Origin of the sequence: Nocardia sp. A7, assembly GCF_046549215.1 — a bacterium.
In the GTDB taxonomy this organism is placed as follows: Bacteria; Actinomycetota; Actinomycetes; order Mycobacteriales; family Mycobacteriaceae; genus Nocardia.
The window spans coordinates 401,892-427,926 of the sequence record NZ_JAJPWE010000004.1 but is presented as its reverse complement, the minus strand read 5'-3'; the positions used below and the strand labels follow the sequence as shown (position 1 = coordinate 427,926).

Annotated in this window: 24 protein-coding genes; 7 read left to right on the top strand and 17 right to left on the bottom strand. The window is 67.8% G+C overall.

Going from position 1 to position 26,035, the window contains the following annotated elements; translation table 11 throughout:
* Positions 1-14 precede the first annotated feature (14 nt).
* The gene (locus ACLJPD_RS23950) at positions 15-1,817 is read right to left on the bottom strand and encodes a hypothetical protein (protein ID WP_410875025.1); all 1,803 of its coding nucleotides are present in this window, start codon (positions 1,815-1,817) and stop codon (positions 15-17) included.
* Positions 1,818-1,862: 45 nt separating this feature from the next.
* Positions 1,863-3,866 (bottom strand): hypothetical protein, encoded by a 2,004-nt coding sequence (locus ACLJPD_RS23945; protein ID WP_410875024.1) that lies wholly within the window; start codon positions 3,864-3,866, stop codon positions 1,863-1,865.
* Between the two features lie 282 nt (positions 3,867-4,148).
* Here ACLJPD_RS23945 and ACLJPD_RS23940 point away from each other — a divergent pair, with 282 nt between their 5' ends.
* From ACLJPD_RS23940 to ACLJPD_RS23930, 3 genes are read left to right on the top strand one after another with little or no spacing between them, the layout of a single operon-like run.
* Complete coding sequence (locus ACLJPD_RS23940) at positions 4,149-4,568, top strand: hypothetical protein (RefSeq protein WP_410875023.1); 420 nt, start codon at positions 4,149-4,151, stop codon at positions 4,566-4,568.
* Between the two features lie 35 nt (positions 4,569-4,603).
* Positions 4,604-5,296, top strand: a complete 693-nt coding sequence (locus tag ACLJPD_RS23935; protein ID WP_410875022.1) for a response regulator transcription factor — start codon at positions 4,604-4,606, stop codon at positions 5,294-5,296.
* Positions 5,293-6,561 carry an ATP-binding protein gene (locus tag ACLJPD_RS23930; protein WP_410875021.1) on the top strand — a complete coding sequence of 423 codons (1,269 nt, stop codon included), beginning with the start codon at positions 5,293-5,295 and terminating at the stop codon, positions 6,559-6,561. The genes ACLJPD_RS23935 and ACLJPD_RS23930 overlap by 4 nt, the downstream gene beginning before the upstream one ends.
* Before the next feature lie 14 nt (positions 6,562-6,575).
* Here ACLJPD_RS23930 and lepA read toward each other — a convergent pair whose 3' ends face one another.
* A complete protein-coding gene (gene lepA, locus ACLJPD_RS23925; protein WP_410875020.1) occupies positions 6,576-8,450 on the bottom strand; it encodes a translation elongation factor 4 in 1,875 nt (624 codons plus the stop codon).
* Positions 8,451-8,575: 125 nt separating this feature from the next.
* Between lepA and ACLJPD_RS23920 the strand changes: the two genes are divergently transcribed.
* Positions 8,576-9,127: a type II toxin-antitoxin system PemK/MazF family toxin gene (locus ACLJPD_RS23920; protein ID WP_410875019.1), complete on the top strand. Its 552-nt coding sequence runs from the start codon at positions 8,576-8,578 to the stop codon at positions 9,125-9,127.
* Positions 9,128-9,182: 55 nt separating this feature from the next.
* Here the strand turns inward: ACLJPD_RS23920 and ACLJPD_RS23915 are convergent, their stop codons facing one another.
* From ACLJPD_RS23915 to ACLJPD_RS23900, 4 genes are all read right to left on the bottom strand, one after another.
* The gene (locus ACLJPD_RS23915) at positions 9,183-9,959 is read right to left on the bottom strand and encodes an aquaporin (RefSeq protein ID WP_410875018.1); all 777 of its coding nucleotides are present in this window, start codon (positions 9,957-9,959) and stop codon (positions 9,183-9,185) included.
* A 67-nt stretch (positions 9,960-10,026) separates the two neighbouring features.
* The gene (locus tag ACLJPD_RS23910; RefSeq protein WP_410875017.1) at positions 10,027-10,869 is read right to left on the bottom strand and encodes a transglutaminase family protein; all 843 of its coding nucleotides are present in this window, start codon (positions 10,867-10,869) and stop codon (positions 10,027-10,029) included.
* On the bottom strand, positions 10,866-11,843 hold the full coding sequence (locus tag ACLJPD_RS23905) for an alpha-E domain-containing protein (RefSeq protein WP_410875016.1): 978 nt from the start codon (positions 11,841-11,843) through the stop codon (positions 10,866-10,868). Before ACLJPD_RS23905 ends, ACLJPD_RS23910 begins: the two co-directional genes overlap by 4 nt.
* Before the next feature lie 5 nt (positions 11,844-11,848).
* Positions 11,849-13,474 (bottom strand): circularly permuted type 2 ATP-grasp protein, encoded by a 1,626-nt coding sequence (locus tag ACLJPD_RS23900; RefSeq protein WP_410875015.1) that lies wholly within the window; start codon positions 13,472-13,474, stop codon positions 11,849-11,851.
* A gap of 309 nt (positions 13,475-13,783) precedes the next feature.
* Between ACLJPD_RS23900 and rpsT the strand changes: the two genes are divergently transcribed.
* Both rpsT and ACLJPD_RS23890 read left to right on the top strand, forming a co-directional pair.
* Complete coding sequence (rpsT, locus tag ACLJPD_RS23895; RefSeq protein ID WP_410875014.1) at positions 13,784-14,044, top strand: 30S ribosomal protein S20; 261 nt, start codon at positions 13,784-13,786, stop codon at positions 14,042-14,044.
* Between the two features lie 111 nt (positions 14,045-14,155).
* Positions 14,156-14,413 carry a hypothetical protein gene (locus ACLJPD_RS23890; RefSeq protein WP_410875013.1) on the top strand — a complete coding sequence of 86 codons (258 nt, stop codon included), beginning with the start codon at positions 14,156-14,158 and terminating at the stop codon, positions 14,411-14,413.
* Here ACLJPD_RS23890 and ACLJPD_RS23885 read toward each other — a convergent pair whose 3' ends face one another.
* The 4 genes from ACLJPD_RS23885 to ACLJPD_RS23870 all read right to left on the bottom strand — a co-directional run bounded on the left by ACLJPD_RS23885 (position 14,414) and on the right by ACLJPD_RS23870 (position 21,140).
* Positions 14,414-15,703 carry an LCP family protein gene (locus ACLJPD_RS23885; protein WP_410875012.1) on the bottom strand — a complete coding sequence of 430 codons (1,290 nt, stop codon included), beginning with the start codon at positions 15,701-15,703 and terminating at the stop codon, positions 14,414-14,416.
* Between the two features lie 111 nt (positions 15,704-15,814).
* The gene (gene holA / locus ACLJPD_RS23880) at positions 15,815-16,786 is read right to left on the bottom strand and encodes a DNA polymerase III subunit delta (protein WP_410875011.1); all 972 of its coding nucleotides are present in this window, start codon (positions 16,784-16,786) and stop codon (positions 15,815-15,817) included.
* A 37-nt stretch (positions 16,787-16,823) separates the two neighbouring features.
* A complete protein-coding gene (locus ACLJPD_RS23875) occupies positions 16,824-19,772 on the bottom strand; it encodes a ComEC/Rec2 family competence protein (protein ID WP_410875010.1) in 2,949 nt (982 codons plus the stop codon).
* 357 nt (positions 19,773-20,129) lie between these two features.
* Positions 20,130-21,140, bottom strand: a complete 1,011-nt coding sequence (locus ACLJPD_RS23870) for a helix-hairpin-helix domain-containing protein (RefSeq protein WP_410875009.1) — start codon at positions 21,138-21,140, stop codon at positions 20,130-20,132.
* 179 nt (positions 21,141-21,319) lie between these two features.
* On the opposite strand from ACLJPD_RS23870, the gene ACLJPD_RS23865 reads away from it, so the two are divergent.
* Complete coding sequence (locus ACLJPD_RS23865; protein ID WP_410875008.1) at positions 21,320-21,607, top strand: DUF2332 family protein; 288 nt, start codon at positions 21,320-21,322, stop codon at positions 21,605-21,607.
* Between the two features lie 95 nt (positions 21,608-21,702).
* Here ACLJPD_RS23865 and lexA read toward each other — a convergent pair whose 3' ends face one another.
* From lexA to rsfS, 6 genes are read right to left on the bottom strand one after another with little or no spacing between them, the layout of a single operon-like run.
* Positions 21,703-22,353 carry a transcriptional repressor LexA gene (lexA, locus tag ACLJPD_RS23860; RefSeq protein WP_410875007.1) on the bottom strand — a complete coding sequence of 217 codons (651 nt, stop codon included), beginning with the start codon at positions 22,351-22,353 and terminating at the stop codon, positions 21,703-21,705.
* A gap of 33 nt (positions 22,354-22,386) precedes the next feature.
* Complete coding sequence (locus ACLJPD_RS23855; RefSeq protein WP_410875006.1) at positions 22,387-22,539, bottom strand: hypothetical protein; 153 nt, start codon at positions 22,537-22,539, stop codon at positions 22,387-22,389.
* A 27-nt stretch (positions 22,540-22,566) separates the two neighbouring features.
* Positions 22,567-23,409: a DegV family protein gene (locus ACLJPD_RS23850; RefSeq protein ID WP_410875005.1), complete on the bottom strand. Its 843-nt coding sequence runs from the start codon at positions 23,407-23,409 to the stop codon at positions 22,567-22,569.
* Between the two features lie 3 nt (positions 23,410-23,412).
* Positions 23,413-24,948 (bottom strand): diglucosylglycerate octanoyltransferase, encoded by a 1,536-nt coding sequence (gene octT, locus ACLJPD_RS23845; RefSeq protein WP_410875004.1) that lies wholly within the window; start codon positions 24,946-24,948, stop codon positions 23,413-23,415.
* Positions 24,938-25,597: a histidine phosphatase family protein gene (locus ACLJPD_RS23840; protein ID WP_358071894.1), complete on the bottom strand. Its 660-nt coding sequence runs from the start codon at positions 25,595-25,597 to the stop codon at positions 24,938-24,940. The genes octT and ACLJPD_RS23840 overlap by 11 nt, the downstream gene beginning before the upstream one ends.
* Positions 25,594-26,010 carry a ribosome silencing factor gene (gene rsfS, locus ACLJPD_RS23835; RefSeq protein ID WP_410875003.1) on the bottom strand — a complete coding sequence of 139 codons (417 nt, stop codon included), beginning with the start codon at positions 26,008-26,010 and terminating at the stop codon, positions 25,594-25,596. The genes ACLJPD_RS23840 and rsfS overlap by 4 nt, the downstream gene beginning before the upstream one ends.
* Positions 26,011-26,035 lie beyond the last annotated feature (25 nt).

Sequence of the window (26,035 nt, the reverse complement as noted above, 5' to 3'; positions counted from 1 at the left end):
CTGGGCCGAACGTCTCAGTAGGTGAGGCGTTCGGCGCGGGCGCGGAGCCCGGCCACCGTGCGCAGACCCTCGTCGATCTCGGTGATGCGCAGTTCGCGGTGGTCACCGTAGCGCAGGCCGGTTTCCTCGGCGGCGCGCAACGCCTCGTCGGCGGTGCGGCCCACTTCGGCGGCGATCTCGGTGTAGTGGTCGCGCAGCACCCGTTGCAGTGAGCGCAGTCGGTTGCGAGATTCCTTGCCCACCTGAAAGATCACGTCGTCGGCGAGCCGGGCGACGGCCACCTTGGCCTCGGCTTGCCTGCGCTGTTTGCGGTTCTTGCGGTCGTCCCAGAGCGCGTTCACGCCGAGCAGTACGCCCGCACCCGCGGAGTACCAGTTGACCAGCGACATTCCGAGCAGGCTGGTGGCGAGACCGACCATCAGGATGCCGCCGTAGGAACCGCGCAGCGCGGTGAGCAGCTGTTGTCCCACACCCGCTTTGGCGCTTTCGAGGGGTTCCAGCGGCTGTACCGGTTCCAGCACCTCACCGGGGTTGGTGAGTCGCAGTTCGGGCAGCGGCGGAGTTCGGTTGTCGGGCGGGAACTTCGAGGCCACCTGCTCGGTGAGTTCGACGGCGCGGTAGTGCGCCATCACGAAGTTCTCCTCGACCGCCTCGCAGATCCGCGCGTCGAGTTCGGTGGCGAAATCGGCCCACTTGCGGGCGGGATCGGTGCGGGTGATCTCGGCCTCGGCCTCACGCACCAGGCTGCGCAACCGGTGCCGCAGATCGTGTTCGATATCGGCGCTGAGCTCGGAACTGCCGTCCACGAGGGTGACCTGCCAGGTGGCGGTGCGCTGGCGCAGCTGATCGGCGGTGGTGCGCGCGGTGGCCAGGCGCTGGGTGATCTCGGCGCGTCGACGCGGATCGCGCAGCGTGTCGGACTCGGCCCGCAGGGTGACGGTGAGCTGGTCGGTGATCAGCGCGATATCGCGCACCGCGGCTGCCACCGCCACCGAATCAGCCTGGGCGACAACATATTCGCGCAGGTGATCGAGGAGCTGGGGCACGCCCGACTCGGCGTCGCGCTGCTGGTCACCGCGCTCGGTGGCCTCCCGATGCAGCAGAGCCGAGACGGGAGCCACCGCGAAGTTCAGCCCGGCCCCGTCGAGCAGCGCGCGATTGCGCCGCTGGGTGAGCGACCAGTGCGGATTGCGATCGATCTTGGTGAGCACGCAGACCACCGACGGGCACACCCGCTCGACCCGGCGCAGGTAGTCCAGCTGGGCCTCGGTGAGTTCGGCGGCGGCGTCGGCGGCGTAGAGGACGACGTCGGCGGCGGCGATCATCGACCACGCGGCGGCCTCGTGGGCAGCCGAACCCGGCGCGTCCATCACGACCAGACCGTCGGCCAGCAGGCGGCTCGGCTCGGCGAATTCGGCGCGCAGCACACCGAGCGTGGTCAGCGCCTGCAGTGGGTTCAGCGGGTCGACGGGCACCCGTTCGACCCGGCCACCCGGCGCCGACTTCACCAGCGTCGCCTTCGGCGCCTGACCGTATTCGACGATCACCGGAACACTGGGGCTGCCGTCGGTGGCGCTGACCGGGGACCCGACCATGCTGTTGACCAGCGTGCTCATCCCCGCCTGCGGCTCGCCGACGACGACGATCCTGACCCGCGGATCGCTGAGCCTGGCCCGCACCATGCCGAGGCGGGCATCGAGGTCGTTGCGGCCGCCCGAACGAACGAGTTCGCGCAGTTCGTCGACCAGCGCGATCACTGGAGCCATCACATCCGGATGCTTCACCGTCGCGGTCTGCAGTCCGGCTGCGGCAGACAACTGTTCCTCACTCTCGTTGCATCAACACGGCCGCGATCGTCGTGTTCAGACCACGAAGTCATACCCGTGGTGCTCAACGGGAAACGCGCCGGCGAGCAGATCGCCACCACCGAGACCCGTACCGAACAACCCGGCCGAAACGCCATGGTAGCCGCCGTCGTGCTGGTCGAATTCGGCGGCAATCGGCTTGGTCTCGATGACCGGGGGTTTGACCGGCGCCACGGTCGGCGCGACGGTGGGCGGCGGGGCGAGGACCGGCGGATCGATATCGACGGTCGGCTGCTTGGTCGGCGGATCGACGGTCGGCTGCTTCGTCGGCACGGTCGGCTGCTGGGTGGGCACCGGTGCGGTCGTGTGGGGCGTGGTCTGGTTCGGCACATCGACGGTCGGGGTGGTGCCGGCGCCCGTCGAAGGTGTCGTCACGCCACCGGTGCTCGGCTTGGTGGTGAGGTCATCGTTGGGGGTGGTCGGCTTGGCCGGACCGGTCGGTGTCACGGTGATCGGCGCCTTGGTGGTATCGGGCGCGGTCGGGACCGTGACCGAGGGCACGCCGGGCAGCGGCACCGTCGTCGGGGTGTCGATGTCCGCCGTCGGAACCTTGGACGGAACAGTCACCGGCGCGGTCGTCGGAGTGTGGCCGCCATCCGAGATATCAGGCAGCACAACAGGTTTCGTCGGTGTGGGCGAGGTGAACAGAGCGGGCACCGAGGCGGCGGGCGCGGTCAGCGGCGAAACCGCCACTGGGCCGAGCACATTCGCGATCGGAGTGGACGCGAAGTCGGGCTGAATCGTGGTCTGCAGCGGCGTGCTGGCCACGGGGCTCGTGGCGACAGGGGCGACGGGCGCGGGGGCGATCGGGGCGGGAACGGGGGCGATCGGGGCCGGGGCGTGCGCGGGCGCCGGGGCGAACGGAGTCGCCGCGACGGGCGCGGGTGCGGGCGCCGCCATCGCGGGCGCCGGGGCCTGGGTGCCCGGCAGCGCGATGCCGGACGACGAAGAACCCGGCAGGCCGGGCGCACCCGATGAGTTACTGAGGCCGGTACCGGAGGACGAGTTACCGAGGCCGGACCCGGGCGCAGCCGTGCCCGCCGTCTCCCCGGGGACCTTCAGACCGTCACCGAGCCACTGGCCGTAGTCGTCGAGCTGATCGCCGACTTGGCCGACCTGGACGTCGACCTTCATCTGCGAGGTTGCCCAGACGCCGTCGAGCCCGACGTGCACGTCGACCTGCCAGTCGGTGGTCACCATCGCGCCGACACCGTCGAACATCCCACCGACACCGTCGAAGAAGCCGTCGAGGTTGCCGATTCCGTTGAACAGGCCGTCGGGGGCGTTGGCGCCGGGCAGATCACCATTGGGCATACCGACGCTGTCATAGCCGGGGATGCCGAAACCCTGGCCGGGGAACCCGTCGTAGCCCGGAATACCGATGCCGCCGCCCGGCAGACCGTCGAAACCGGGCAGGCCACCCACACCCGGCAGGTCGCCGCCCGTGCCCGGGAGGTCGAAGCCGGGGAGGTCGAAGCCCTGGTCCGGGGTGTTACCCGGCAGTGGGTGGGGATTGTCGTGGTAGCCCGGTCCGGCCGGGGTGTTCCCGTAGCCCGGAATACCGATGCCGCTGGACTGCTCGTCGCTGCCGTGGATCTGGAACTCACGCTCACCGTCGGAGCCGGGAATCTCTGGGCGCCGGTCGGATTCGTCGGTGTACGCGACCATCGTGACGTCGGGCGCGAAAGACGGTGCGTGCGGCGCCACCGGTGTCGGCTCGGGTTCGACGGCCAGGTCAGGGAAGGTCACGATCGGGCTCGGCGCGTCCGGGCTCGGATCGGCGGAGGTGGTCTGCTGCGACCAACCCGCGTATCGGCTGTCGGCGTTGCTGGTGCCCGGCTCGCGCGAGGTCCCGTTGGCCGCGACCAATGCGCCGCCGGTGACATAGGCGCCTGCCCTGGCCACCCGGGCTACGCCGTTGGCGATCCGGTAGGCCGTGTCGGACCCCTCCGGTGCGGCTGCGGGCGCGGCACCGTCATCGAAAGGCAGATCACGCGTCATCAAAGCTCCAACACTCGCATCGCTGTGGTCCCCCACCACCGACAGCGGCGAAGTCCAGGCTCATCCAACACTATTTCTCGAACGCCGACCTGTCATTTCGAGCAGGGCGGTTGGTACCCGCTCACCTTATGGCGAACAACAGCTTTCGGCGAGCCCGGGGAATCAGGGGCGCCGCAGCTCCAAGAGAACTCTAACGATTGCTCAACAGAGCGTGAAGATCGGCGCCATAACGTCGGGCTCGCCGGCCGAGAAGGTCGGGAAACGCACAGTCAGGAGCCGCTCATGATCTCCACCCGCAACCGCGTCAAGGCCGCCGCACTGCTCGGTGGTGCCGCCGTGATCACCGCCACGGTGACCGGCGTCGCCACCGCCGACCCGGGCAGCCCGCCCGACGACGGCCGGGCGAGAACGATCATCTGCACCGCGCCGGGCGACGGCGACGTTCCCGGACCGCCCCCGCTGTCCGCCGAGCCCGGCACCCACTTCGAGCACGTCGTTCCCGGTCGGCCGGGCGAGGAGCCACGTCGGATCCACATCGAACGCGCGGCGCCGGGCCACCACGCGCCGCCGATGGACGGGCCGGTGGAATGTCGGCGGATCAACCCCGACGGTGAACGCGTTCCCGTCCCCGCGCCCAACGGTTTCGACGATGCCGTTCCGGGCAGCGGTTCCGCCGACAGCAAGCCCGCATATCCCTTCTGACCAGCGAAAACAACGAGCAACACTAGGGTGAGTGCATGACAGGACAGCAGATCTTGGTCGTCGACGACGAGGTCCGCGTCCTCGCGTCGCTGCGGCGCGGCCTCGAGCTATCGGGTTTCGAGGTGATCACCGCACCCGACGGCGCCCGCGCACTCACCCTGGTGGGATCCGCTGCTCCCGACGCGATGGTGCTCGATGTGAACATGCCCGAACTCGACGGTGTCGGCGTGGTCACCGCCCTGCGCGCGATGGGCAACGACATCCCCATCTGCGTGCTCAGCGCGCGCAGCGCGGTCACCGACCGGATCGCCGCGCTCGAGCGGGGCGCCGACGACTATCTGACCAAGCCGTTCGACCTGGGCGAGCTGGTAGCGCGGCTGCGCGCGCTGTTGCGGCGCAGGCCGGTCACCGTCGCCGCGTCGACCGAGACGATCCAGGTCGGCGAGGTGGTGATCGATCTGACCGGGCATCGGGTGCACGCGGGTTCGTCACCGGCCGAGCTCACCAAGCGGGAGTTCGAGCTGTTGGCGATGATGGCGCGCAATGCCGGGATCGTGCTCGGGCGCGAGCAGATCCTGTCCACGGTGTGGGGTTACGACTTCAGCACCGACACCAATGTGGTCGACGTGTTCGTCTCGTATCTGCGACGCAAGCTGGAGGCGAACGGCGTTGCGCGTGTGGTTCATACGGTGCGCGGAGTCGGTTTCGTGCTGCGGGATCAACCGTGAGGTCCTCGTGGTCGTTGCGGGTCCGGGTCGCGCTGGTGTCGGCGGTGGTGGCCGCGCTGGTGGCCGTGACACTCGGGCTCACCTATGGCGCGTTGCTTAAGGTGGCGGGCACGAGCCAGCTCGACCAGACCGTGTCCAGCATGCGGGTGCGGGTCGCGCAGCGGTTCGATGGTGACCCCGGGGCTCCCGGCGTACCAGGGCCGCCGGTCCTGGCACCCTTTCCCCGCGAGCACACGATCGTGGTCCCCGGCGGCCCGCCGGACGAGTCGCTGGCGCAGGTGCAGGGCGCGCCCGGGCTGCTGGTCCGGCTCGATCCCGATCGCGAACTCGTCGATGCCGCCATCACCCGCAGCCAGCTGATCGGCCTCGGTATCGGGGCCGCCGGGATACTCCTGGCCGCCGTATTGGGTTGGGTGCTGGCCGGTTTCGCCGCGCGCCCCTTGCGCAGGCTCGCCAACGCGACCCATGAGATCGACACCCTCGACGAACTGCCGCCCCTGTCGGGACGTGGTGCGCGCGAAGCCGAAGAACTCTCCGACGCGATCAACCACATGCTGGCGCGCCTGGAAACCGCGCACGGCGAGACCCGCCGGGCGCTGGCCGGTGCCCGCGACTTCGCCGCCGTCTGCGCCCACGAACTCCGCACCCCACTCACCGCCATCCGCACCGACCTGCAGGTCCTCGCAGGCACCGAATTGCCTGCCGACCAGCGCGGCGCCGTACTCGCCGATGTGCTGGCCGCCGAAGGTCAGATCGAGCGCACCCTCACGGATCTGGAACGTCTCGCGATCGGTGAGCTCACCGACCAGGGCGCTTTCGAACCCTTCGACCTGTGTGAAACCCTCGACCGCGCAGTACAGAACGCACGCCGCGCGAATCCCGGCGTCGACATCACGCTCACCGCGTGCGACCCGGTCCCGGTGCACGGGCTGCCCGGCGGGATCATGCTGATCGTCACCAATGCCGTAACCAATGCGGTCCTGCACGGGCAGGCCACCGAGGTCGCCGTGGCCGCGCAAACCACCGACGGCGGCGTCGAGATCACCGTCGACGACAACGGCACCGGCATCCCGGAAGCGCTGTCCCCCACCGCTTTCGACCGTTTCGCCAAACGACCGGGCTCCCCCGGCTCCGGCCTCGGCCTGGCACTGGTTCGCCAGCAGGCCGAATTGCATTCCGGTACAGCCGAACTCGACCGCAGCGCGCTCGGCGGCGTCCGACTGCGGGTAGAGATAACTCAGGCGCCGGTGAGCACCGGCGCCTGAGTTCGTGGTTGTGCCTACTTCTTCGGCTTGTCCGAATCCGAGGACAGCGCTGCCACGAAGGCTTCCTGGGGGACCTCGACGCGACCGATGGTCTTCATGCGCTTCTTGCCCTCCTTCTGCTTTTCGAGGAGCTTGCGCTTACGGCTGATGTCGCCGCCGTAGCACTTGGCGAGCACGTCCTTGCGGATCGCCCGAATGTTCTCGCGGGCAATGATCTTCGCGCCGATCGCGGCCTGGATCGGCACCTCGAACTGCTGACGCGGGATCAGTTCGCGCAGCTTGGAGGTCATCTTGTGGCCGTAGGCCTGCGAGGCGTCGCGGTGCACGATCGCGCTGAACGCGTCGACGGCCTCGCCCTGCAACAGGATGTCGACCTTCACCAGATCGGCTTCCTGCTCGCCCGACTCCTCGTAATCGAGGCTGGCGTAGCCACGGGTGCGTGACTTCAGCAGATCGAAGAAGTCGAAGATGATCTCGGCCATCGGCATGGTGTAGCGCAGCTCGACGCGGGTCTCGGACAGGTAGTCCATGCCGCCCAGCTCGCCGCGGCGCTGCTGACACAGCTCCATGATCGAGCCGATGAACTCACTGGGCGAGATGACGGTGCACTTCACGATGGGTTCGTACACGTGCCGTGACTTGCCCTCCGGCCAGTACGACGGGTTGGTGACGACGTGTTCGGTGCCGTCCTCCATCTCCACCCGGTACACCACGTTCGGCGCGGTGGAGATGAGCTCGAGCCCGAACTCGCGCTGCAACCGCTCGCGGGTGATCTCCATGTGCAGCAGTCCGAGGAAGCCACAGCGGAAACCGAAACCCAGCGCCACCGAGGTTTCCGGCTCGTAGGTGAGCGCGGCGTCGTTGAGCTGCAGCTTGTCCAGTGCGTCACGCAGATCCGGGTAGTCGGAGCCGTCCACCGGGTACAGACCGGAGTACACCATCGGGCGCGGCTCGCGGTAGCCGGTGAGGGCTTCGGTGGCGCCGTTACGAGAGCTGGTGACGGTGTCACCGACCTTCGACTGGCGCACGTCCTTCACGCCGGTGATCAGGTAGCCGACCTCGCCGACGCCGAGACCCTGGGTGGGCTTGGGTTCTGGCGAGACGATGCCGACCTCGAGCAACTCGTGGGTCGCGCCGGTCGACATCATCTTGATCTTCTCGCGCGGGGAGATCTTGCCGTCGACCACGCGGATGTAGGTGACCACGCCGCGGTAGGTGTCATAGACCGAGTCGAAGATCATCGCGCGGGCCGGGGCGTCGGCGTCGCCCACCGGGGCCGGAATCGTCGCGATCACCTTGTCCAGTAGTTCGGTCACGCCGACGCCGGTCTTGCCCGAGACCCGAAGCACGTCGTCCGGCTCGCAGCCGACGATGTGGGCCAGCTCGGCCGCGTAGCGATCGGGATCTGCGGCGGGCAGGTCGATCTTGTTCAGCACGGGAATGATCGTGAGATCCTTCTCCAGCGCCAGATACAGGTTCGCGAGAGTCTGCGCCTCGATGCCCTGTGCGGCGTCGACCAGCAGGATCGCGCCCTCACAGGCCTCGAGCGCGCGGGAGACCTCGTAGGTGAAGTCGACGTGGCCCGGGGTATCGATCAGGTGCAGCACGTAGTCGGTGCCGTCGACCTGCCACGGCAACCGCACGTTCTGCGCCTTGATCGTGATGCCGCGCTCGCGCTCGATGTCCATCCTGTCCAGGTACTGGGCGCGCATGGCCCGCTCCTCGACCACACCGGTCAGCTGCAACATCCGATCGGCCAGGGTCGACTTGCCATGGTCGATGTGGGCGATGATGCAGAAGTTCCGGATCCGGGACGGATCGGTGAACGTCGTATCGGCAAAACTGGAAGCCACTCCACTCCTCGCGGGGTATAGGCGAACTGGCCCCATCGTCCCATGCACGGACCCACGCCCTTGCCACCGGTGCGCCCGATGGTGCGTCGACGCCACATTTCGCCGAACCGGTGCCCTGTGACCAGTGCACTCCGGGGGTGAGTCGGCGTTATATTTCACAGATGGCCAGCAGTTGGAACAGTCTCGGCAAGCAGCTCGGCGTCATCGCCAAGGAGCAGGGGCCCAAAATCGTGCGCAAGCAGGGGCCGCGACTGCTCGAGAAGCTGGTGGACGCACTGGCGACCAAGCCCGGACCCACCGTCGCGGGACGCCCGACGGCCTCGACCCCCGTACCCACCGCTCACCGCGCCCGCCAGATCGTCTACTGCCCGCAGCTCGACGGGCGCGCCGACCCCGGCGAGATCGTGTGGACCTGGGTGCCGTTCGAAGAGGACCCGACCAACGGCAAGGACCGGCCGGTGCTGGTCGTCGGCCGCGACCGCAAGACCCTGCTCGGATTGATGCTGTCGTCCAAGCCCGACCGCGCCCATGACCGCAACTGGGTCGGGATCGGCACCGGACCGTGGGATCACGACGGCAGGCCGAGCTGGGTGCGCCTGGATCGGGTGCTCGACGTGCCGGAGGACGGCATTCGGCGCGAAGGCGCGATCGTCGAGCGCAAGACCTTCGACCTGGTCGCGCACCGGTTGGTCGCCGAATACAGCTGGAGCTGAACAACAATCGAGCTCCGACCCGGACGACCCGGATCGGAGCTCGATGGTTCGGTCGCTACGTGTGTACGTCCTTGGACCGGCCGAAGAGCAGGCCGTAGAGCAGGGCCCCCAACGCCCCGCCGATCAGCGGGAACACGATGAACGCCCAGACCTGCCCCATCGCCCCGTCCTGATATGGCGCGACGGCGAGGCTACGAGCCGGGTTCACCGAGGTGTTGTCGATCGACAGCGAGACCAGGTAGATCACCGTGAGGGTGACACCGATCGAGAGCCCGGCCAGCGGCACATCGGAGATCTGATCGGTCGAGGCCAGCACCACGAACACCAGCAGCGCCGTGAGCATCACCTCGATGATGATGGTGGCCGCCAAGCCGTACCCGTTCTGCACGACGACCTCACCGAGTGGCCCGGTCACCGCCGACGGGCTGTGCGCACCCCAGCCGTTGGCACCGAGACCGTCGACGCGACGGTCGTAGGCGGGCAGGTTGTTGGCCAACGCGAACAGCACCAGCCCGGCGAGGAACGCGCCGACCAACTGGGCGATGACGTAGCCGACCGCGCCGATCGCGGAGATCCGCCCGAGCAGCAGTTGCCCGAGCGTGACAGCCGGATTGACATGACAACCCGAGATCGGCCCGATCGCGTAGACCAGGAACATCAGCGACAACCCGAACGCGAAGGCGACCCCGAGCGGGCCTACCCGATCGCCGGCCAAGACCATCGTGCCGACACCACAGATCACGAGGATGAAGGTGCCGAGCCCCTCGGCCGCCCACTTCTTCGACTTGGGGACGACTTCGATTTCGACGATTTCCTGTGCAGTGGGAGACATCGGCTGCCACCTCTCCGGGAGCAATCAGCCCCGCGGCGAGGCGGGGTCCGCACGAGCCTCTCGGACATTACGCGAGGCGGGTGACCTCCACAACGACCTCCAGGTCCGTCGATCCGCCGCCCGAGAACACACCTTTCAACGGCGGCACGTCGGCGTAGTCGCGACCGACACCGACCGACACGTGCTGTTCGTTGATCGCGAGATTGTTGGTCGGGTCATATCCCCACCACTGCCCGGTCCACGCCTCGATCCACGCGTGCGACTGGCCCGCCACCGTCTCGCCGATCTCCGCGCCCGCCTTGGGATGCAGGTAGCCCGACACATAGCGGCTCGGAATCCCCATGCTGCGCAACAATACCAGCGTCAGATGGGCGTAGTCCTGGCACACGCCACGACGCTCGGCGAAGGCCTCGAGCGCTGAGGTGTGCACCGAGGTCGTGCCTGCGATGTAGTCCATTTCCTTGTGCACCCACTCGGCCGCGCGCACCACCGCTTTGGCCGGTTCCTCACCGCGGGAGAGCTGTCGGGCCACCGTCGACAGCTTGCGATCACGCGGCACGTAGGCAGTGGGACTGAGCATTTCATCGAATCGGTCGATGACACGCCCGCCCTGCAGGTCGTCCCAGCTCAGTTCCTCGGTGGGTTCGGCGAACGGTTCGGTCTCGACCACCGACGACCCGGTCACCTCGAGTTCGGTGTGCGGTGCGTGCAGGTCGAAGGCCGTGACCGCGGTGCCCCAGTAGTCGGTGTAGCGGTAAGCCCTTGTCGCAGGCACGGTTTCGACGCGATTGAGGATCACGTTCTGTCTGCTGTCGGCGCGCGGGGTGAGCCTTGCCTCGTTGAACGATCGCGTCACGGGCGCGTCGTAGACATAACCGGTGGTGTGCACCACCCTGATCCGCCAACTCATATCTCTCCCTCTACCTGCACGCGGCTGTCCTGCTTGCTGCGCACATCGGTCCACGCCACCCACGGGGCGGCATGGAAGTACTGGTGTGACACGGCTTCACTGAGCTCACGGCACGATTTCTGCAGCGCGAGCAATCGGGCTTGCAAATCTTCCAACAACACTCCCGGCGGCAGGAATTCGAGTTCGCTGCGAGCGCGTCCGAGCACGCGCTGCGCCTCGTGCCTGGCACCGACGCGACTGCCGGGGCGCTGATCGAGTTCGGTCAGGCAGGCCTCGGCGACCCGCAGCGTGTGGAACACCGACCGCGGGAACAGTCGGTCGATCAGGATGAACTCCGCGACCCGCGCGGCGTCGAGTGCGCCGCGATGGGTGCGCAGGTAGGTGTCGTGCGCGCCCGCCGAGCGCAGCACCGTCACCCAGGCGGGCGAGGAGGTCTTGTCGCCTGCGCGCGAGAGCAGCAGGCGCACCATCATGTCCACGCGCTCGATGGAACGGCCGAGCAGCAGGAAGCGGTAGCCGTCGTCGCGGCTCAGCGTCGAGTCGGTCAGTCCGGTGAACATCGCCGCCCGACCCTTGATGTAGGAGAAGAACTCGTGCGGGCCGAGCCCACGCGCCGCCCGTTCCGCCGCGGCCATGCCGTTGTAGGTGGCATTGAGGCACTCCCACATCTCACTTGAGGTGACTTCGCGTGCGCCGCGGGCATTCTCGCGGGCCTTGGTGATGGAGTCACTGATCGAGACGCCGTGGTCGTGGCTGTAGGCGACGAGATCGGTGACCGACCACACGTCGAGGCGCAGGCCCTCTGGCGGCTCTATTCCGAGCACCTTGAGCAGCACGCGCGAGGTACGGTCCGCGTCGACGGTGGCGTCTTCGAGCAGTTGATGCACCGCCACGTCCAGGATGCGCGCTGTGTCGTCGGCGCGCTCGACGTATCGGCCGATCCAGTAGAGGGATTCGGCATTTCGAGCAAGCATGTCTGTTATTCCCCGATCAACCGCTGTGTCTGCTGCTGTTGCTGCTGTTGCTGATTGGCTTGCGGCGTACTGAGTTCGCGGCCGAGCTCGAACGAATCGGCCTCCGGCGGCTCGCTGACGAGTTCGGGTCCGGCCAGTTCTCGGTCGACCGACGCCGTGCGACCGGCCAGCACCCAGGTGTCCTTGCTGCCGCCGCCCTGACTGGAGTTCACCACCAGTGAACCCTCCGGCAGCGCGACCCGGGTGAGGCCACCGGGCAGTACCCAGATGTCGTCACCGTCGTTGACCGCGAACGGGCGCAGGTCCACGTGCCGCGGGGCGAGGTCGTCGCCGATCTTGGTCGGCACCGTCGAGAGCTGCACGACCGGCTGGGCGATCCAGCCGCGCGGATCGGCCCTGACCTTGCGCTTGATCGCGTCGAGTTCGCGCGCCGACGCGTCCGGCCCGATCACGATGCCGTAGCCACCTGACCCGTCGACCGGCTTGACCACCAGTTCGCCGATCCGATCCAGGACTTCCTCGCGTTCGGCGTCGAGCCAGCAGCGGAAGGTGTCGACATTGGGCAGGATCGGCTTCTCACCGAGGTAGTACTCGATGATCTTGGGCACGTAGGTGTAGATGAGCTTGTCGTCGCCGACGCCGTTGCCGACCGCGCTCGAGATCACCACATTGCCCGCGCGGGCGGCGTTGAGGACACCGGCGACGCCGAGCACGGAGTCGGGGCGGAAGTGCATCGGGTCGAGGAAGGTGTCGTCGATGCGCCGGTAGATCACGTCGACCTGGCGCTCTCCCCCGGTCGTGCGCATGTAGACGACGTTGTCGCGGCAGAACAGGTCGCGTCCCTCGACCAGCTCCACACCCATCTGCCTGGCCAGCAGCGAGTGCTCGAAGTAGGCGGCGTTGTGCACGCCCGGTGTGAGCACCACCACCGTCGGGTCGACCTCGTTGGGCGCGGCCGAGGCCCGCAGCGCGCGCAACAGATGGCCGGGATAGTCGCCCACCGCACGCACCCGGTGCGAGGAGAACAGATCGGGGAAGACCCTGGCCATCGTGCGCCGGTTCTCCATCACATAGGAGACTCCCGACGGCGAGCGCAGGTTGTCCTCCAGCACCCGGAAGTCGCCCTTCTCGTCGCGGACCAGGTCGATGCCGGAGACGTGGATGCGCACGCCGTTGGGCGGGACCAGCCCGGCGGCCTCGCGGTGGAAGTGTTCACAAGAGGTAACAAGACGTTTGGGGATCACCTGATCGCGCAGGATGTTCTGTTCGCCGTAGACGTCGGCCAGGAACAGCTCCATCGCGGTGACCCGCTGTTTGATGCCACGTTCGAGCTTGGCCCATTCCGCGGCGGCGATCACCCGGGGCACCAGGTCGAGCGGGAACGGCCGTTCCTGCCCCGACAGGGAGAAGGTGATGCCCTGGTCGATGAACGCGCGGTCCAGGGCGTCCGAGCGTTTGGCCAGGTCGTCGACGTCATTGGCCGCCATCGCGGCATGGATTCCCTTGTACGGAGCCCGCACCTTTCCCGACCCGTCGAACATCTCGTCGAACGCGTCAGCGAAGCGGCCCGGCCCGTAACCCTCGAACAAGCCGATGTGCGTGGAAGCCGGGTGCCCGTTCGTTCTCACCATCGCCGGTGATGTAGATCGAGCCGTACCCGGCGCAGTGGTGGAGGTCATGACAAAAACTGTGCCCCACCCGGCGACAACGTCGTGTGTGACACAGGTAAATTCTTTGCATCACCTGAAAAGGGTGAAATCCGCGTCCTCCTTCGGCGGTGGGGGGTGGATCAAGGCCGATTTCGCCGGGGAGTGCCGAGCTGGTAATCTCGATCTTCGGCGCGGTGTTACCCGTAGTTCAGCACCACCTGCTGCATCGTGGGCGCGCGCCCGAGCTTTCAAGGAATACCACCCAGCGACAGGAAATCAGAGGATACAGGCGTGGCCAACATCAAGTCCCAGATGAAGCGGATCCGTACCAACGAGGAAGCGCGTCAGCGCAACCAGTCGGTCAAGTCCGCGCTGCGCACCGCGATCCGCAACTTCCGTGCAGCCGCCACCAGCGGTGACAAGGAAAAGGCTGCTCAGCAGCTGCAGTTCGCGAGCCGCAAGCTCGACAAGGCCGCGTCCAAGGGCGTCATCCACGCCAACCAGGCGGCCAACAAGAAGTCCGCGCTCGCGCTGGCTCTGAACAAGATCTGATCGTCGGCGAGCCTGGTTGCTCGCTGGTAACACATCGCAAGACGCAGCCGCCGTGGCCTCGATGACCACGGCGGCTTTTGTCGTTCCCTTCGAGGGGTTACCATTCGCGCCATGTTGACGGTGTACGCGAATCAGACGGTGGTACGAGGCGATGACCTGGCCGAGGTGATCCGCGCGGCGGAGATCCTCGGCATCGGTCTCAAGGTCGAAAATGTGATGGTGCCCGACGAGGACGGTGGTTACGGCGCCGCGTGGATCGTCACCCGTGAGGACGAGGTTCCCCTCTACGACGAGTGGGAGGGTCGCTACGACGATCTGGACGAGAACGACGAGGATGCGGATGTGTCGCTCGTCGTAGCCGGCGAATAATCAGTCCACGCAGAGCACCTGCCCCGAGGTGATGTCGCCGCGGACCGGTTTGCCCGCGTCGGGAGTCGTCGGCTCCGATGCGGTCGTGCTGGTCTGCCGAGCGCCCGCGGGCGACTCCGACGACCAGGCGGCCGGGGGTTGCGTGCGTTGCCCGGTGCGCTTGGTGGTCGAGGTCGGCACCGGCATGCCGAAGGCCGTGGCGATCTCGCGGCGGATCGCGGATCGGTCCACGATGTTCACATCCTGACCGTTGATCACGTCGTAGCGCAGCACCGGCAGGGTGCGGAATTCGACCTGCGGATCGTCGGCGTTGCCAAGGGTGCGGACGAATTCGGTCATGTTCCAGCCGTCCGACAGCACGATATTGCGGTGCGCCACATCCATCAGCGCCGCGAGTTTGCCCGGGTCGGTGAGAGTGCCCGCACTGCGGAGCTGACGGGCCACCGAACTCAGGAACGCCTGCTGACGGTGGGTTCGGTCCAAATCGCCGTTCTCCAGTCCGTGCCGTTGCCGAACGAAAGCCAGTGCCTGCGCTGGATTCAGGTGCTGGCGTCCCGCGGGGAAATCGGCGCCGGAGTACTCCTCGTCGCTGACCGGGGCGTTCAAACAGACTTCGACGCCGCCCAGTGCGGCGGCCAGATCGTAGAAACCGGCCAGGGTGACCTCGGCGAACCTGTCGATCGGCACTCCGGTCAGATCCCGGACCGCGGCCACGGTCGAAGCCCGTCCCGCCTCCCTGCCCGCCTGTTCCAGCTTCCGCTGATCGGTGACGCCCCGTGCGATCAGCTGGTCCTGCACGGCCGCCTTCCTCAGCCCGTACGCCTCCTTGATCTTGGCGTGGGTGTAGCCGGGGATCCCGCTGACCGGGACGTAGTCGTCGCGGGGGATCGATACCGCGACGATCTTGTTCATCGCGGCCGGAATGTGCACCAGGATCAGGGTATTGGCGTTGTATCCCCCTTCGTCACCGTCGCCCGCGTGCAGTTGATCGAGGACCTCGGGCGGCAGTTCGTTGCCGTTCTGATCGCGCCGGGTATCCAACCCGATCAGCAGAATGTTGAGATCACCCCCGAGCGAGTGCGGTGCGTCGTCGCCGATGGCCCCCGACCGCGAGAACCCCGCATCGAAACTCCCCGCCGTCGACCACCCGTACGCCGTCACCACCAGCACGGCGGCCGACAGCAGCGCCGCGACAGCCTTCCCCACCCGCAGTGTTGTTCGCCCCGCCGACCCCCGAGCGCGTCGACCGCGCCCGCCTCGTCCGTTCCGGCCACCACTCGGCTCAACCATCTCATGATCAACTGTGCCAGCTGCGATAGCGAACGGATATCGCGATTCGATCCCGATTAGGTGTTGCTCGGTGCGTCGGCGGCCACCCGTCGGCGACTACGAGTCGGGCTGTCAGCCGGTAGCGCGGAGATCGAGGATGCGGGCCAGGGCGTGTTCTACGGCGTAGGTGGCGTCGGCGGCGCCGCCCTTGACGTCGGCGTTGAGGGCGGCGACCACCTGGAGGGCGGTGCCGATGGTGGTGGGATTCCAGCCGCGGGCTTGGGCCTGGGCTCTTTTGACCTTCCAAGGGGGCATGCCGAGCTTTTGAGCGAGGGCGAACGGGTCGCCGCGGCCTGCTGAGCCGACTTTGGCGATGGTGTGGACGGAGTCGGCCAGGGCGTCGGCCAGTAGGACGTGTGGGACACCGCGGTCGGTGGCCCAGCGCAGGGCTTCCATCGCGCCGGGGCGATCGCCGGCCACGGCGAGGTCGGCCACGTCGAAGCCGGTGACCTCGGCGCGGCCGGAGTAGTAGCGGCGGACCGCGTTCGCGTCGACCTTGCCACCGGTATCGGACACCAATTGTGAACAGGCGGCGGCCAATTCGCGCAGTTCCGAACCGACGGATTCGAGCAGGGTCTGGACCACGTCGGCCGGTACCTTGACCCCGAGGGCACGGAACTCGCCGCGCACGAATTCCACCCGCTCGGCGCCCTTGTTGAGTTTGGCGCACTCGTGGACGGTCGCGCCCTTCTTCTGCAGCGCGGGTGCCAGCGCCTTGGCTCGCCCGCCGCCCGAGTGCAGGATCATCAGCACCACACCGTCCGGCGGATCGGCCGCCGCCTCGGTGATCACCGCGACCGCGTCCTTGCCCGCCTCCGCGGCAGACTCGAGCACGATCACCCGGTCTTCGGCGAACAGCGACGGACTGAGCAACTCGGCCAGCTCGGCAGTGCTTGCATCGCCGGCGCGCAATCTGTCGACGGGCACCGAGTCCGGGTCGGGCGCACCGGCCCGCACCTGCGCGGTCACTTTCGCAATCGCACGTTCGACCAGCAGTTCCTCGTCTCCGAGGACCAGATGTACCGAGGCAGGGCGTTCGCTCACCAGCCGATCCTACGTACGCCCACCGACAGCCCGGCACTCACCGCGTTCGCGCCTTCCTGCGCCGACCTGACCTGGAGCCTTGGTCGCCGACATCCCCTTTCCCCACAGGTCCGTACCGTGCACTCGGCGCCCGTCGACGGGACGTGACCGTCCGTAGGTCGGCCGCAGTTCCCATGACCACGACGTCACCATCCAGGTCGGTCCGGGCCACGGTTGCCCCGAGCGCGGCGAGAGCGGTGGTCACCGTCGGGTGCGGATGACCGAAGGTGTTGCCCGACCCGGCACTGACCAGTGCCAGGCGTGGACCGACAGCACGCAGGAATTCCGGTGTGGTGGTCCGTGACCCGTGATGCGGCACCTTGAGGATGTCGGCCCGCACATCACCGCTGCGCACCATGCGCCCCTGTGCCTCGGCCTCGACGTCGCCGGTGAACAGGATCGTTCCGGCCGGCGTCCGGGCCCGCATCACCACTGACCGATCGTTGGCCTCATCGGCCGCCAGCGACGTCGGCACCTCCCGGCTCGGCGCCAGCACCCGCAAGCCGACTGCCCCAAACGTCATTTCGTGCCCGGCATGCAGTTCCATCAGCGGAATCCCCGCCGCACCGGCAAGCTCCGCCACCCGTTGGACCCTACCGGTGTCGTCGTTGTGTCCATGCGATTCCCGCTGCGCGACAACATGTTCCGATGGCTTCGCCGCGGCACTCGCAGTCCGCTCCCCCGGTGTTCCACTCGGACACACCGCGTGCTCTCCCGTCGACCGAGTCCCGGCGCCCACGTTCGACGGCAGGGATCGAGAGGGGGATCCAGCGACCTCCGACGATGACTCCACTCCGTTCGTGTGGCCCGACGAGCCGATCTCCTTGGCAAAGTGTGTCGGAGTCGGGGTGGACTGCGCGGGGGTTCGGTTCGCCGCGGCGCATGTACTGGCGATCGCTGAGCGGAGTTCACCTGGTGCAGTGGCTATCGCGTCGACGGTGCGGCCACGGAGGGCGCCCGCGAGTCCGTCGATGTGATCGGCGTGGGGGTGCGTGAGCACGAGTAGCGGGATGCGGGTGATTTCCAGGCGGTCCAGACAGGTCCGAATCAGGCGTGGGTCGGGGCCTACGTCGACAACGACCGCGGCACCGGGGGCAACCGACAGTGCCAACCCGTCTCCCTGGCCGACGTCGCACATCGCGAGCACCCAGCCCGATGGTGGCCAACCCGGCTGTAAGAAGCGCACCGGGAACAGCACAATCGACATTCCCAGCGCTACGACTGCCAGGAGTCTGCGGGTACGCGACCACCACATCGCCGCCACGACCGCGACCACGATCACCGCCGCGACCGATCCTGCGACGGCACCGCCCGGCACCGTCATCGTGGCGCCCGGCACCGCGGCCGCACGATCCGCGACGCCGAGCAACCACCACATCGGTGGCCGCGCACACCACAGCACCCACACCGCGGCATCGGCCCACCCGCAGGCCACGACCGCTCCCGCCGCCCCGACGACCGTGATCACCCCGACCACGGGTGCGACGAGCGCATTCGCCACGATCGCCACCAGGCTCGCCCGCCCCGATAGTGCGACCAACAGCGGCACGGTGACGACGAACGCGGCCGCCGACACCGCGACGATCTCCGCGGGTGCGCGCCACCAACCGCGCTCCCGCAACCAGTCCGCCCAGCTCGGTGCGAGCAGGATGAGGCCTGCCGTGGCAATGACCGACAGCGCGAACCCCGCGCTCACGGCCAATTGCGGTGCGACAGCGAGCAACCCGATCACCGCCGCGCACAGTGCAGGCAGCGCCTGCTTGCGTCTGCCGGTGAGCAGGGCCAGCACGGTCACCGAGCCCATCGCTGCCGCGCGCAGCACACTCGGGTCGGGCCGCGCGATGACGACGAACAACCCGACGACCACTGCGGCCGCCGCCGCACTCGTCCGTGGACCCGCGGTGAGCAGTCGGGCCAGCGCGAGCAGAGCGGTCAGGATTATGGTGAAGTTCGCGCCGCTCACCACGCAAAGGTGTTGCAGTCCAGCGATTTCGAACGCGTCTCGCACCTCGTCGGACAACGCGGCGGTGTCGCCGACAACCAGCGCAGGTAGCACCCCCGCGGCGTCCGGCGGCAGCGCCCGAGCCGAGGCGTCGACCAGATCCGAGCGCACACTCGCGGCGAGCCGCTGCCACCACGGCGGCTCACCGATTCGCTTCGGTGCGTCAGTGGCGTTCAAGGTCGCAACGGTCAGGTCCGCACGATTCGGTTCACTCACCTCCGCCCGGAACCGCACCAACTGTCCAGGCGACAGCTCTGCCCATTCACCACCCTGCGCGAGCACCACGATCGATCCCCCGGCCCACGTCCACGCCTGGCCATGACCGAACTCGCGCAGACCTGCACGAACAATCCACCGCCGTTCGCCACCGAACCCACCGGCGCGCATGGGTTTCGCGTCATCGGTGACCACCGCGAGCACGTTCACCGACCGCCCGAACGACTCTCGCAGCGGGTGCGACTGCACATGGTGCTCCTGCCAAGCACCCGCCGCCCCGAAACCAGCCCCGAGCAGCATCGTCGCCAGCCCGGTCACCGCGACAACCCGCCACCGCTCCCGCCGATGGGCCATCGCCCACAGCAGCACCACCCACAGCCCGATCGCCACCACCACGGCACTGGCGGCCAGTACCGATCCCGCAACCCACCCCACGGTCACCGCGACAATCGTGGCCACCCAACACCCGAGCGCCGCGGGCACCAGCCGCATATCGAGTACCTGCGGCTCCGACTCCCCCGAATCCGGCCCGTCGGCCGCCCGCTGATCCGGCCCCGACCCTTCGGGCGTCTGCCGAAGCCAGGTAAGCCACGTCCATCGATGCCACTCAGCGGCCCGCACCACACGCTCACCACGAGCCTGTTCGCTCGACCCCGCGTCACGGCGGCCCGCGCTCGTCGGCCCCCGCTTCTGCGTGCCTGCCTGCGCCGACTCCACACGCCGTCCCACGGTCGTTCGCCGGCGTTGCTCCGACTCCTCCCGCACTGCTCCCTCGCCCGGCGCTGCCCTCATCCGTCGGCCGTGTCGTCACGTCTGGACGTGTCGCTGTCCGCATTCCCCGCGACCATGTTTGCGGCGCACTGTATTTCGCCGAGTCCGTTCGAGCTTGCCAGGTAGGTGTCGCCCGGTCCCAATGCGCATTCGTCCGGTGCCTCCTCGGATCGGTCTGTGGCGCGCCGACTTTTCCTTCTCGCGCATGGCCACACCGGGCAGTTCATGAGGTCACCTCAGCGAACGCCATCATTCGGTGGTCATTGCTTGCGGTGCAGCAGGTTTCGTACACGCTGCTGCACCACGGCGGAGGGATCATGTCGTCACCAGGTCGCGCAGTCTGGCCAAGCGGGCTGGGCCGATGCCGTCTACCTCGCCGAGTTGGGCGACGTCGGTGAAGCGCCCGTTGGTGGTGCGCCACGCGAGGATCGCTTTGGCGGTGACGGGGCCGACGCCGGGTAGCGCGTCCAACTCGGTTTCGGTCGCGGTGTTCAGATCGACGCGGGATGTGCTGGGCGGGGCACCGGCTGTGCTGGGGTCTGCGGTCGAACCCGCTGTGCTCGAACTTCCGGTCTTCGAGCTCGCGGTGTTCGACGGGGTTGTGGGTGCACGGCCCGCGCCGATCATGATGCTGCCGAGACGGGGTTGACCGGACTGGGGGTCGGTCGTGCCGATGACGACCTGGTCGCCGTCGGTGAGGCGTTGGGCCAGGTTCAGGCCTGCGAGGTCGGCCCCTTCGCTAGTGCCGCCGGCCTTTTCGATGGCGTCGGCGATACGGGAGCCATCCGGCAATCGATGCAGACCGGCCCGCTCGACCAGCCCGACCACGCTGACAACAATCTCAGCGCTCGCACTCGGCCCTTGCCCGGACATCACGGCAACCGCGGCAGTCGGATCAGCGGGCACCGCAACGCTCTCCGCCCTCAGCACCGGTACCGGCGGCACCGCCCGCGCCACGGGCTGATCGCGCAGCACCATCACACCGGTCAGCACCACGGCAATGAGCCCGACCAGGCCGAGTATCAACGCACCGCGACGACCCGGATCCAACCGCGTATCCCGAAAGCGCTCGGGCACCAGCCGGTTTCGTCTACTCGATGCGCCATCGTCGAGCCATCCAGGCGTCCCGACCGCTCCGGCGGGGCCGGACGGCGGGGTGAGTTCGTCTTCGTCCCACTGCCCTTCGCGGTTTTCAACGCGCGAATCGACGTCCCCGAAATCCCGCCCGTATTCGTCCAGCGGCCGACTGCTCGGTCGCGCTCGCTCCCGGACCGCCAGACCGCCCAGCCGCTGCCGTACTCGCTCGTGCTCTTCGTGTCGTGACATGGCAGCGACGCTATGCCTGTGCCGACCGCGCGAACCCGCGCCGACCTGGCCTTCAAAGAAACCTGTGGATAACTCCGAACCTGTGGATAACCCACCCGGCAGCGGCCGTCGAGCCCAGAATCCGTCCTGCCCGGGTGGATACCGTGCGCTCATGACCGATTCGAAGTACTCATGGACCCATGGAACTCGCACAACGATTCCGCGATTTCGCACTTCGCGAAGCGGGCGACAATTCCCCGCTATACCACCAGCGAGCACTCGACATCAGCACGGACCCGGAAGTGCTGGCATTGATCGACCGATCGCCCATCGACAAGCAGCAACCCAACCTGATCCTGGCTGCCGCGCGAGTGAACGGCGCGATCGCGGTTCCCTACAGCGAGTTCCGCGACCAGCTGCGCGAGAACTGGTCGGCAATCTCGGCGACCGCGCTGCGTCGCCGGGCTCAATCCGTCCGACGGCCGTAACCGGTTTTGGTGGTGCCGGCCCTCGATGATGTGCCGTTGGGGTTCGCCGGACCGCACGGTCAGTCGCTGGACTGGTTCGGCCCGGCGTAGCTACCTCAGAGTCGGCGCATCACCGATACGACGCGGCCCAGGATGACTGCTTCGTCGCCGTCGATCACGGAGTAGGCGGGGTTGCGCGGTTCGAGGTGGACGTGGCCGTTGCGACGGCGGTACACCTTGACCGTGGCTTCCTCGCCGATCATGGCGGCGACGATGTCGCCGGAGTTGGCTTCGTGCTGACTGCGGACCACGACGAGATCGCCGTCGCAGATCGCGGCGTCGATCATCGAGTCACCGCGCACCCGCAGGCCGAAAACCTCACCGCGGCCGACCAGTTCACGCGGGAGGGTCATGACGTCGTCGGGGTTGTGCTCAGCCAGGATCGGGGCACCTGCCGCGATGTCGCCGACGACGGGTACCGACACCGTGGCATCGGAGTCGGCGGCGGGCGCGCCGCGCAGGAACAGGCGCACGTCGATGGGACGGCCGATGGAGGCGGAGCGCCGCAGGAAACCGTCCTCCTCCAAGGCCTTCAGGTGTTGGGAGACCGTAGACGTGGAGCGCAGACCCACCGCGTCGGCGATCTCCCGCGTACTCGGCGCATAGCCGTTGGCGTGCACCGAATCCCTGATCACGGCGAGAATGTGTTGCCTACGTGGAGGCAGGTTCGCGGCGTCGAGTTGGTCGAAGTCGTCGTATCCGGTCATCGGGAAATCGTAGATGCCCACACGATCACGACTTCAGTGCAGGTTCCTCGCGAAGCAGTTCGACTGCGGCAACACATGATACGGCGCGAACAGCGGAATCCGGTGGTAGCCGCTGCGCTCGTAGAAACGCACTGCGCCGGGCTGCTCGCGGCGGTGGTGCGTCTTTGGAGAATAGTTGCCGGCCATGGCGACTACGGTAGGCATCGGTGGTGCTCAGACGCATCCGCCGGGCAGGACCGCGATGCCGAGGGCGCCGACACCAAGGTGGACGCCGAGGGCGGGGCCGAATTCGGCGACGTAGAGTTCCTGGACCTCGGGCAGTTGCTCGCGCAGTTGCGCCGCGATGTTTTCGGCGGCTTCCTCAGCACCGAGGTGCTGGATGCCAAGAGCCGCGCCGTCCGACGCCGCCGCGGCTACCGCGGCCGCTACCAGCTTGGTGTAGGCGCGCGATCTGGTTCGCACCTTTTCGCGCAGTTCGAGCTTGCCCTCCACCAGTTGCAGCAATGGCTTGGTCACGAGTTCGCTGCCGAAGAACGCGGCGGCACTGCTGAGCCTGCCGCCCTTGCGGAGTTGCTCGGTGCGGTTGACCAGGATGAACGTGCGCGAACGGGTCGCGGCCGCCACCGCGCACTCGTAGACGTCGTCCAGTGCCTCACCGGCCATCGCCCGGCGCGCGGCGGCCAGCACGGGCAAGCCGGTGGCCAGGCCCGCACCGAGCGAATCGACAACGCGCACACGGTCTTCGGCGCCCATGTCGCGCACCGCCTGGCGGCCCGATTCCCAGGTCGCCGACAGTCGGCGCGACAGGTGGACGGCCACGACACCGTCGCCGTCGCTGCGGGTCAATGCGCGTTCGTAGGCTTCACGCAGTTCACCGGGCGAGGCGGCCGAGGTGGTGACCGAATCCGCGGTGTAGTCGATCTCGATCGGGTCGATGCCGTCCCGGATCTCCCGCTCACCGACGAACACATGCAACGGCACCACGTCGATACCGAGCTCGGCGACAAGATCGTCGGACAACCCCGCCGCCGAATCGGTGACCACCACAACGGCCACGGACTACCGGACCTCCTGCAGCGCCTTGGTCATCGCCGTCGCCACCGCCGCGTGTCCGGACCAGCCCCAATGGATGCCGTCCGGGTTCGCCGAGCCCGACTCGATGTCGTCACGCACGGCCTCACCGAGGTCGACGAGCGGCACCGCGGTGCGACCCGACCACGCCTGCAGTGCCTTGACCGCTCGCGCCCTGCCCCGATGCACCTGCCCGTAGGCGTCGCACTTGTGCACCGACGGCAGCACCGCGATGACGGGCAGCTCGGGACGCAGGTGGTTCAGCGCCGTCCGCGACTGATCCAAGTAGTCCACGCTCAACTTCGGCGGAAGAGCAACCGGGCGACCGAGTTTCGACAGCTTCGGCTGCAACCAGTTGTACGAGGCCCGCACACCACGGCGCAGACGCGGCGGACGGATATAGCGGATCATTTCCCGCAGCGCGGTGGGCAGCGGGGACGGCAGCGTGTCCATGCCGCCGACGGCGAACACGACCGCCCCGGCGCGCGGAACCGCGGCCCACACGCGAGGATCTCCGATCAGCGCCCAGTACGCATCACGACAGGTCCAGCCGATCCGTGCGATCAGCTCGACATCCCAATCCAGTTCCGCGGCGACCATATTCGGCCAGATCCGAGGATCATCGGCGGGCAGCCCACCCTTCGGCCCGTAGTAGGCGAGGGAATCAGCGATCACCAGCAGTACGGGGCGTGGTGCGGCGGACTCCACCGGCCTGGGCGAAACGGCTTCCTCGACGAGCACAGCACCGGTAGCTGCCTGGGCGACCAGTTCACCTTGCGGTGCACCAGAGTTCGCCGACGCGTCGACTACAAGATTCTGGTCTGTAGCAGTCGAGGACGTCAGCAAGCTGCCGGACGAATCCGAGCCCGCGTCCAGGCCGACAGCGGCGGGCTCGACCTGCGCACCTGCGCCGGTTGTGGAATCGACGTCGGCCGAGACAGTGTCGGAATTCTCGACCGCAGGAGCGACATCGACGGCCGAGCTCGTATCGACTTCGGCGAGATCCGCCGCGGGCTGGACGGCGTCCACCGGCGCGACAGCGGAGTCCGAATCGGTGAGTTCGTCAGCCGGCTCCGCGACTGCGGAAACATCGCTGTCAGCTTCCCGCACAGCCGAACTCGAGGCGATGTCGATCGCGTCGGACCCGACCGCGGCATCGTCACCGACCGAATTCACCACGCTGTCGGAGTCGAAGCTGTCGTCCGCATCGGCCGACGACGCGGAATCCGCTGTCTGCGAGCCGGACTCGACGGCATCCGCCGCCGAGTCGACCGGCTCGGGTTCAGCGACGGCCGGCGGTGGAACCGGGCCGAACAGGGCATCGGGCAGCGACCGGGTGCTGCGCGCGGTGACCTGCTGGAAGAGTTCGTCCGGTACCGAACGGATCGGCTCCTCGCGCTCCGCGCGTGCGGGCCGAACAGGGGGCGGACCGAATAGCGCGTCCGGCAATTGCCGTCCGGCTTTGGCCGTCACCTGCTGAAACATCTCGTCGGGTACTGATCGGTCAGGCTCTTCATTGGACATCGGGAGCTACCTTCGCCGCTGCGTTCCACACATCGAGGCGCCAGCCGGGTCGGTCGACATCCGGGCCGTGACTGGAAAGCTGCACCCAACTCGTATTGGCCAGCCCGCCGAGGGCAGGCCAGTTCTCCGGTGGCAGTTCCAGCAACGCGGCCGTCAGAGCAGCGATCAACCCGCCGTGCGCAACCAGGATGATAGTCCGACCGGGCCAATCCTGCCGCTCGTTGTACAGTTCGCGCACCACAGGCAGCGACCGCGCACCGACCTCGAGCTTGCTCTCGCCGCCGGGCGGTGTGTAGGTGGCGTCGAGACGCCACTGCACGCGCGCACCGGGGTAGTCGGCGTCGACTTCGAGGTGGGTCAGGCCTTCCCAGTCACCCAGGTTGGTCTCGCGCAGCCGAGGATCGGTGATGACAGGCAGATCACTGATGTCACCGAGCGCCTGCGCGGTTTCCTTGGCGCGCCGTAGATCGGAGGCGTGGATCGCGATGGCGTTGCGTGAACCCAGTTCGCGCGCAGCCTCTTTGGCCTGCTGGCGACCGAGTTCGGTGAGATCGGTGTCGATCTGGCCCTGCATCCGGTCGGCGGCGTTCCATTCGGTCTGCCCGTGCCGCAACAGGATCAGGTTGCGCACATGGGCGTACTTGCTCACTCGCTGTCTGCCTCTACCTGCGCGTCGTCGTCGGCGGCCGGAGTCGGCAGTGCCGCGATGCCCTCGACGGGAACCGCCGGGCAGTCACGCCACAGGCGCTCGAGTGCGTAGAAATTGCGCTCGTCGTTGTGCTGGACGTGCACGACGATGTCGACGTAATCGAGCAGTGCCCAGCGACCCTCACGGGTGCCTTCGCGACGGACCGGCTTGTGGCCTGCATCGCGCAGCTTGTCCTCGATGTTGTCGACGATCGCGTTGACCTGGCGCTCGTTGGGCGCCGACGCGATCACGAAGCAGTCGGTGATCACCAGTTGCTCGGAGACGTCGAGAACCACGACATCGGTAGCGAGTTTGTCGTCGGCCGCGAGTGCGGCGACCGTGGCCATCTCGATGGCTTCGGTGGAGGCACTCATTCGGTTTCCTCCTGCGTGGTCAGAA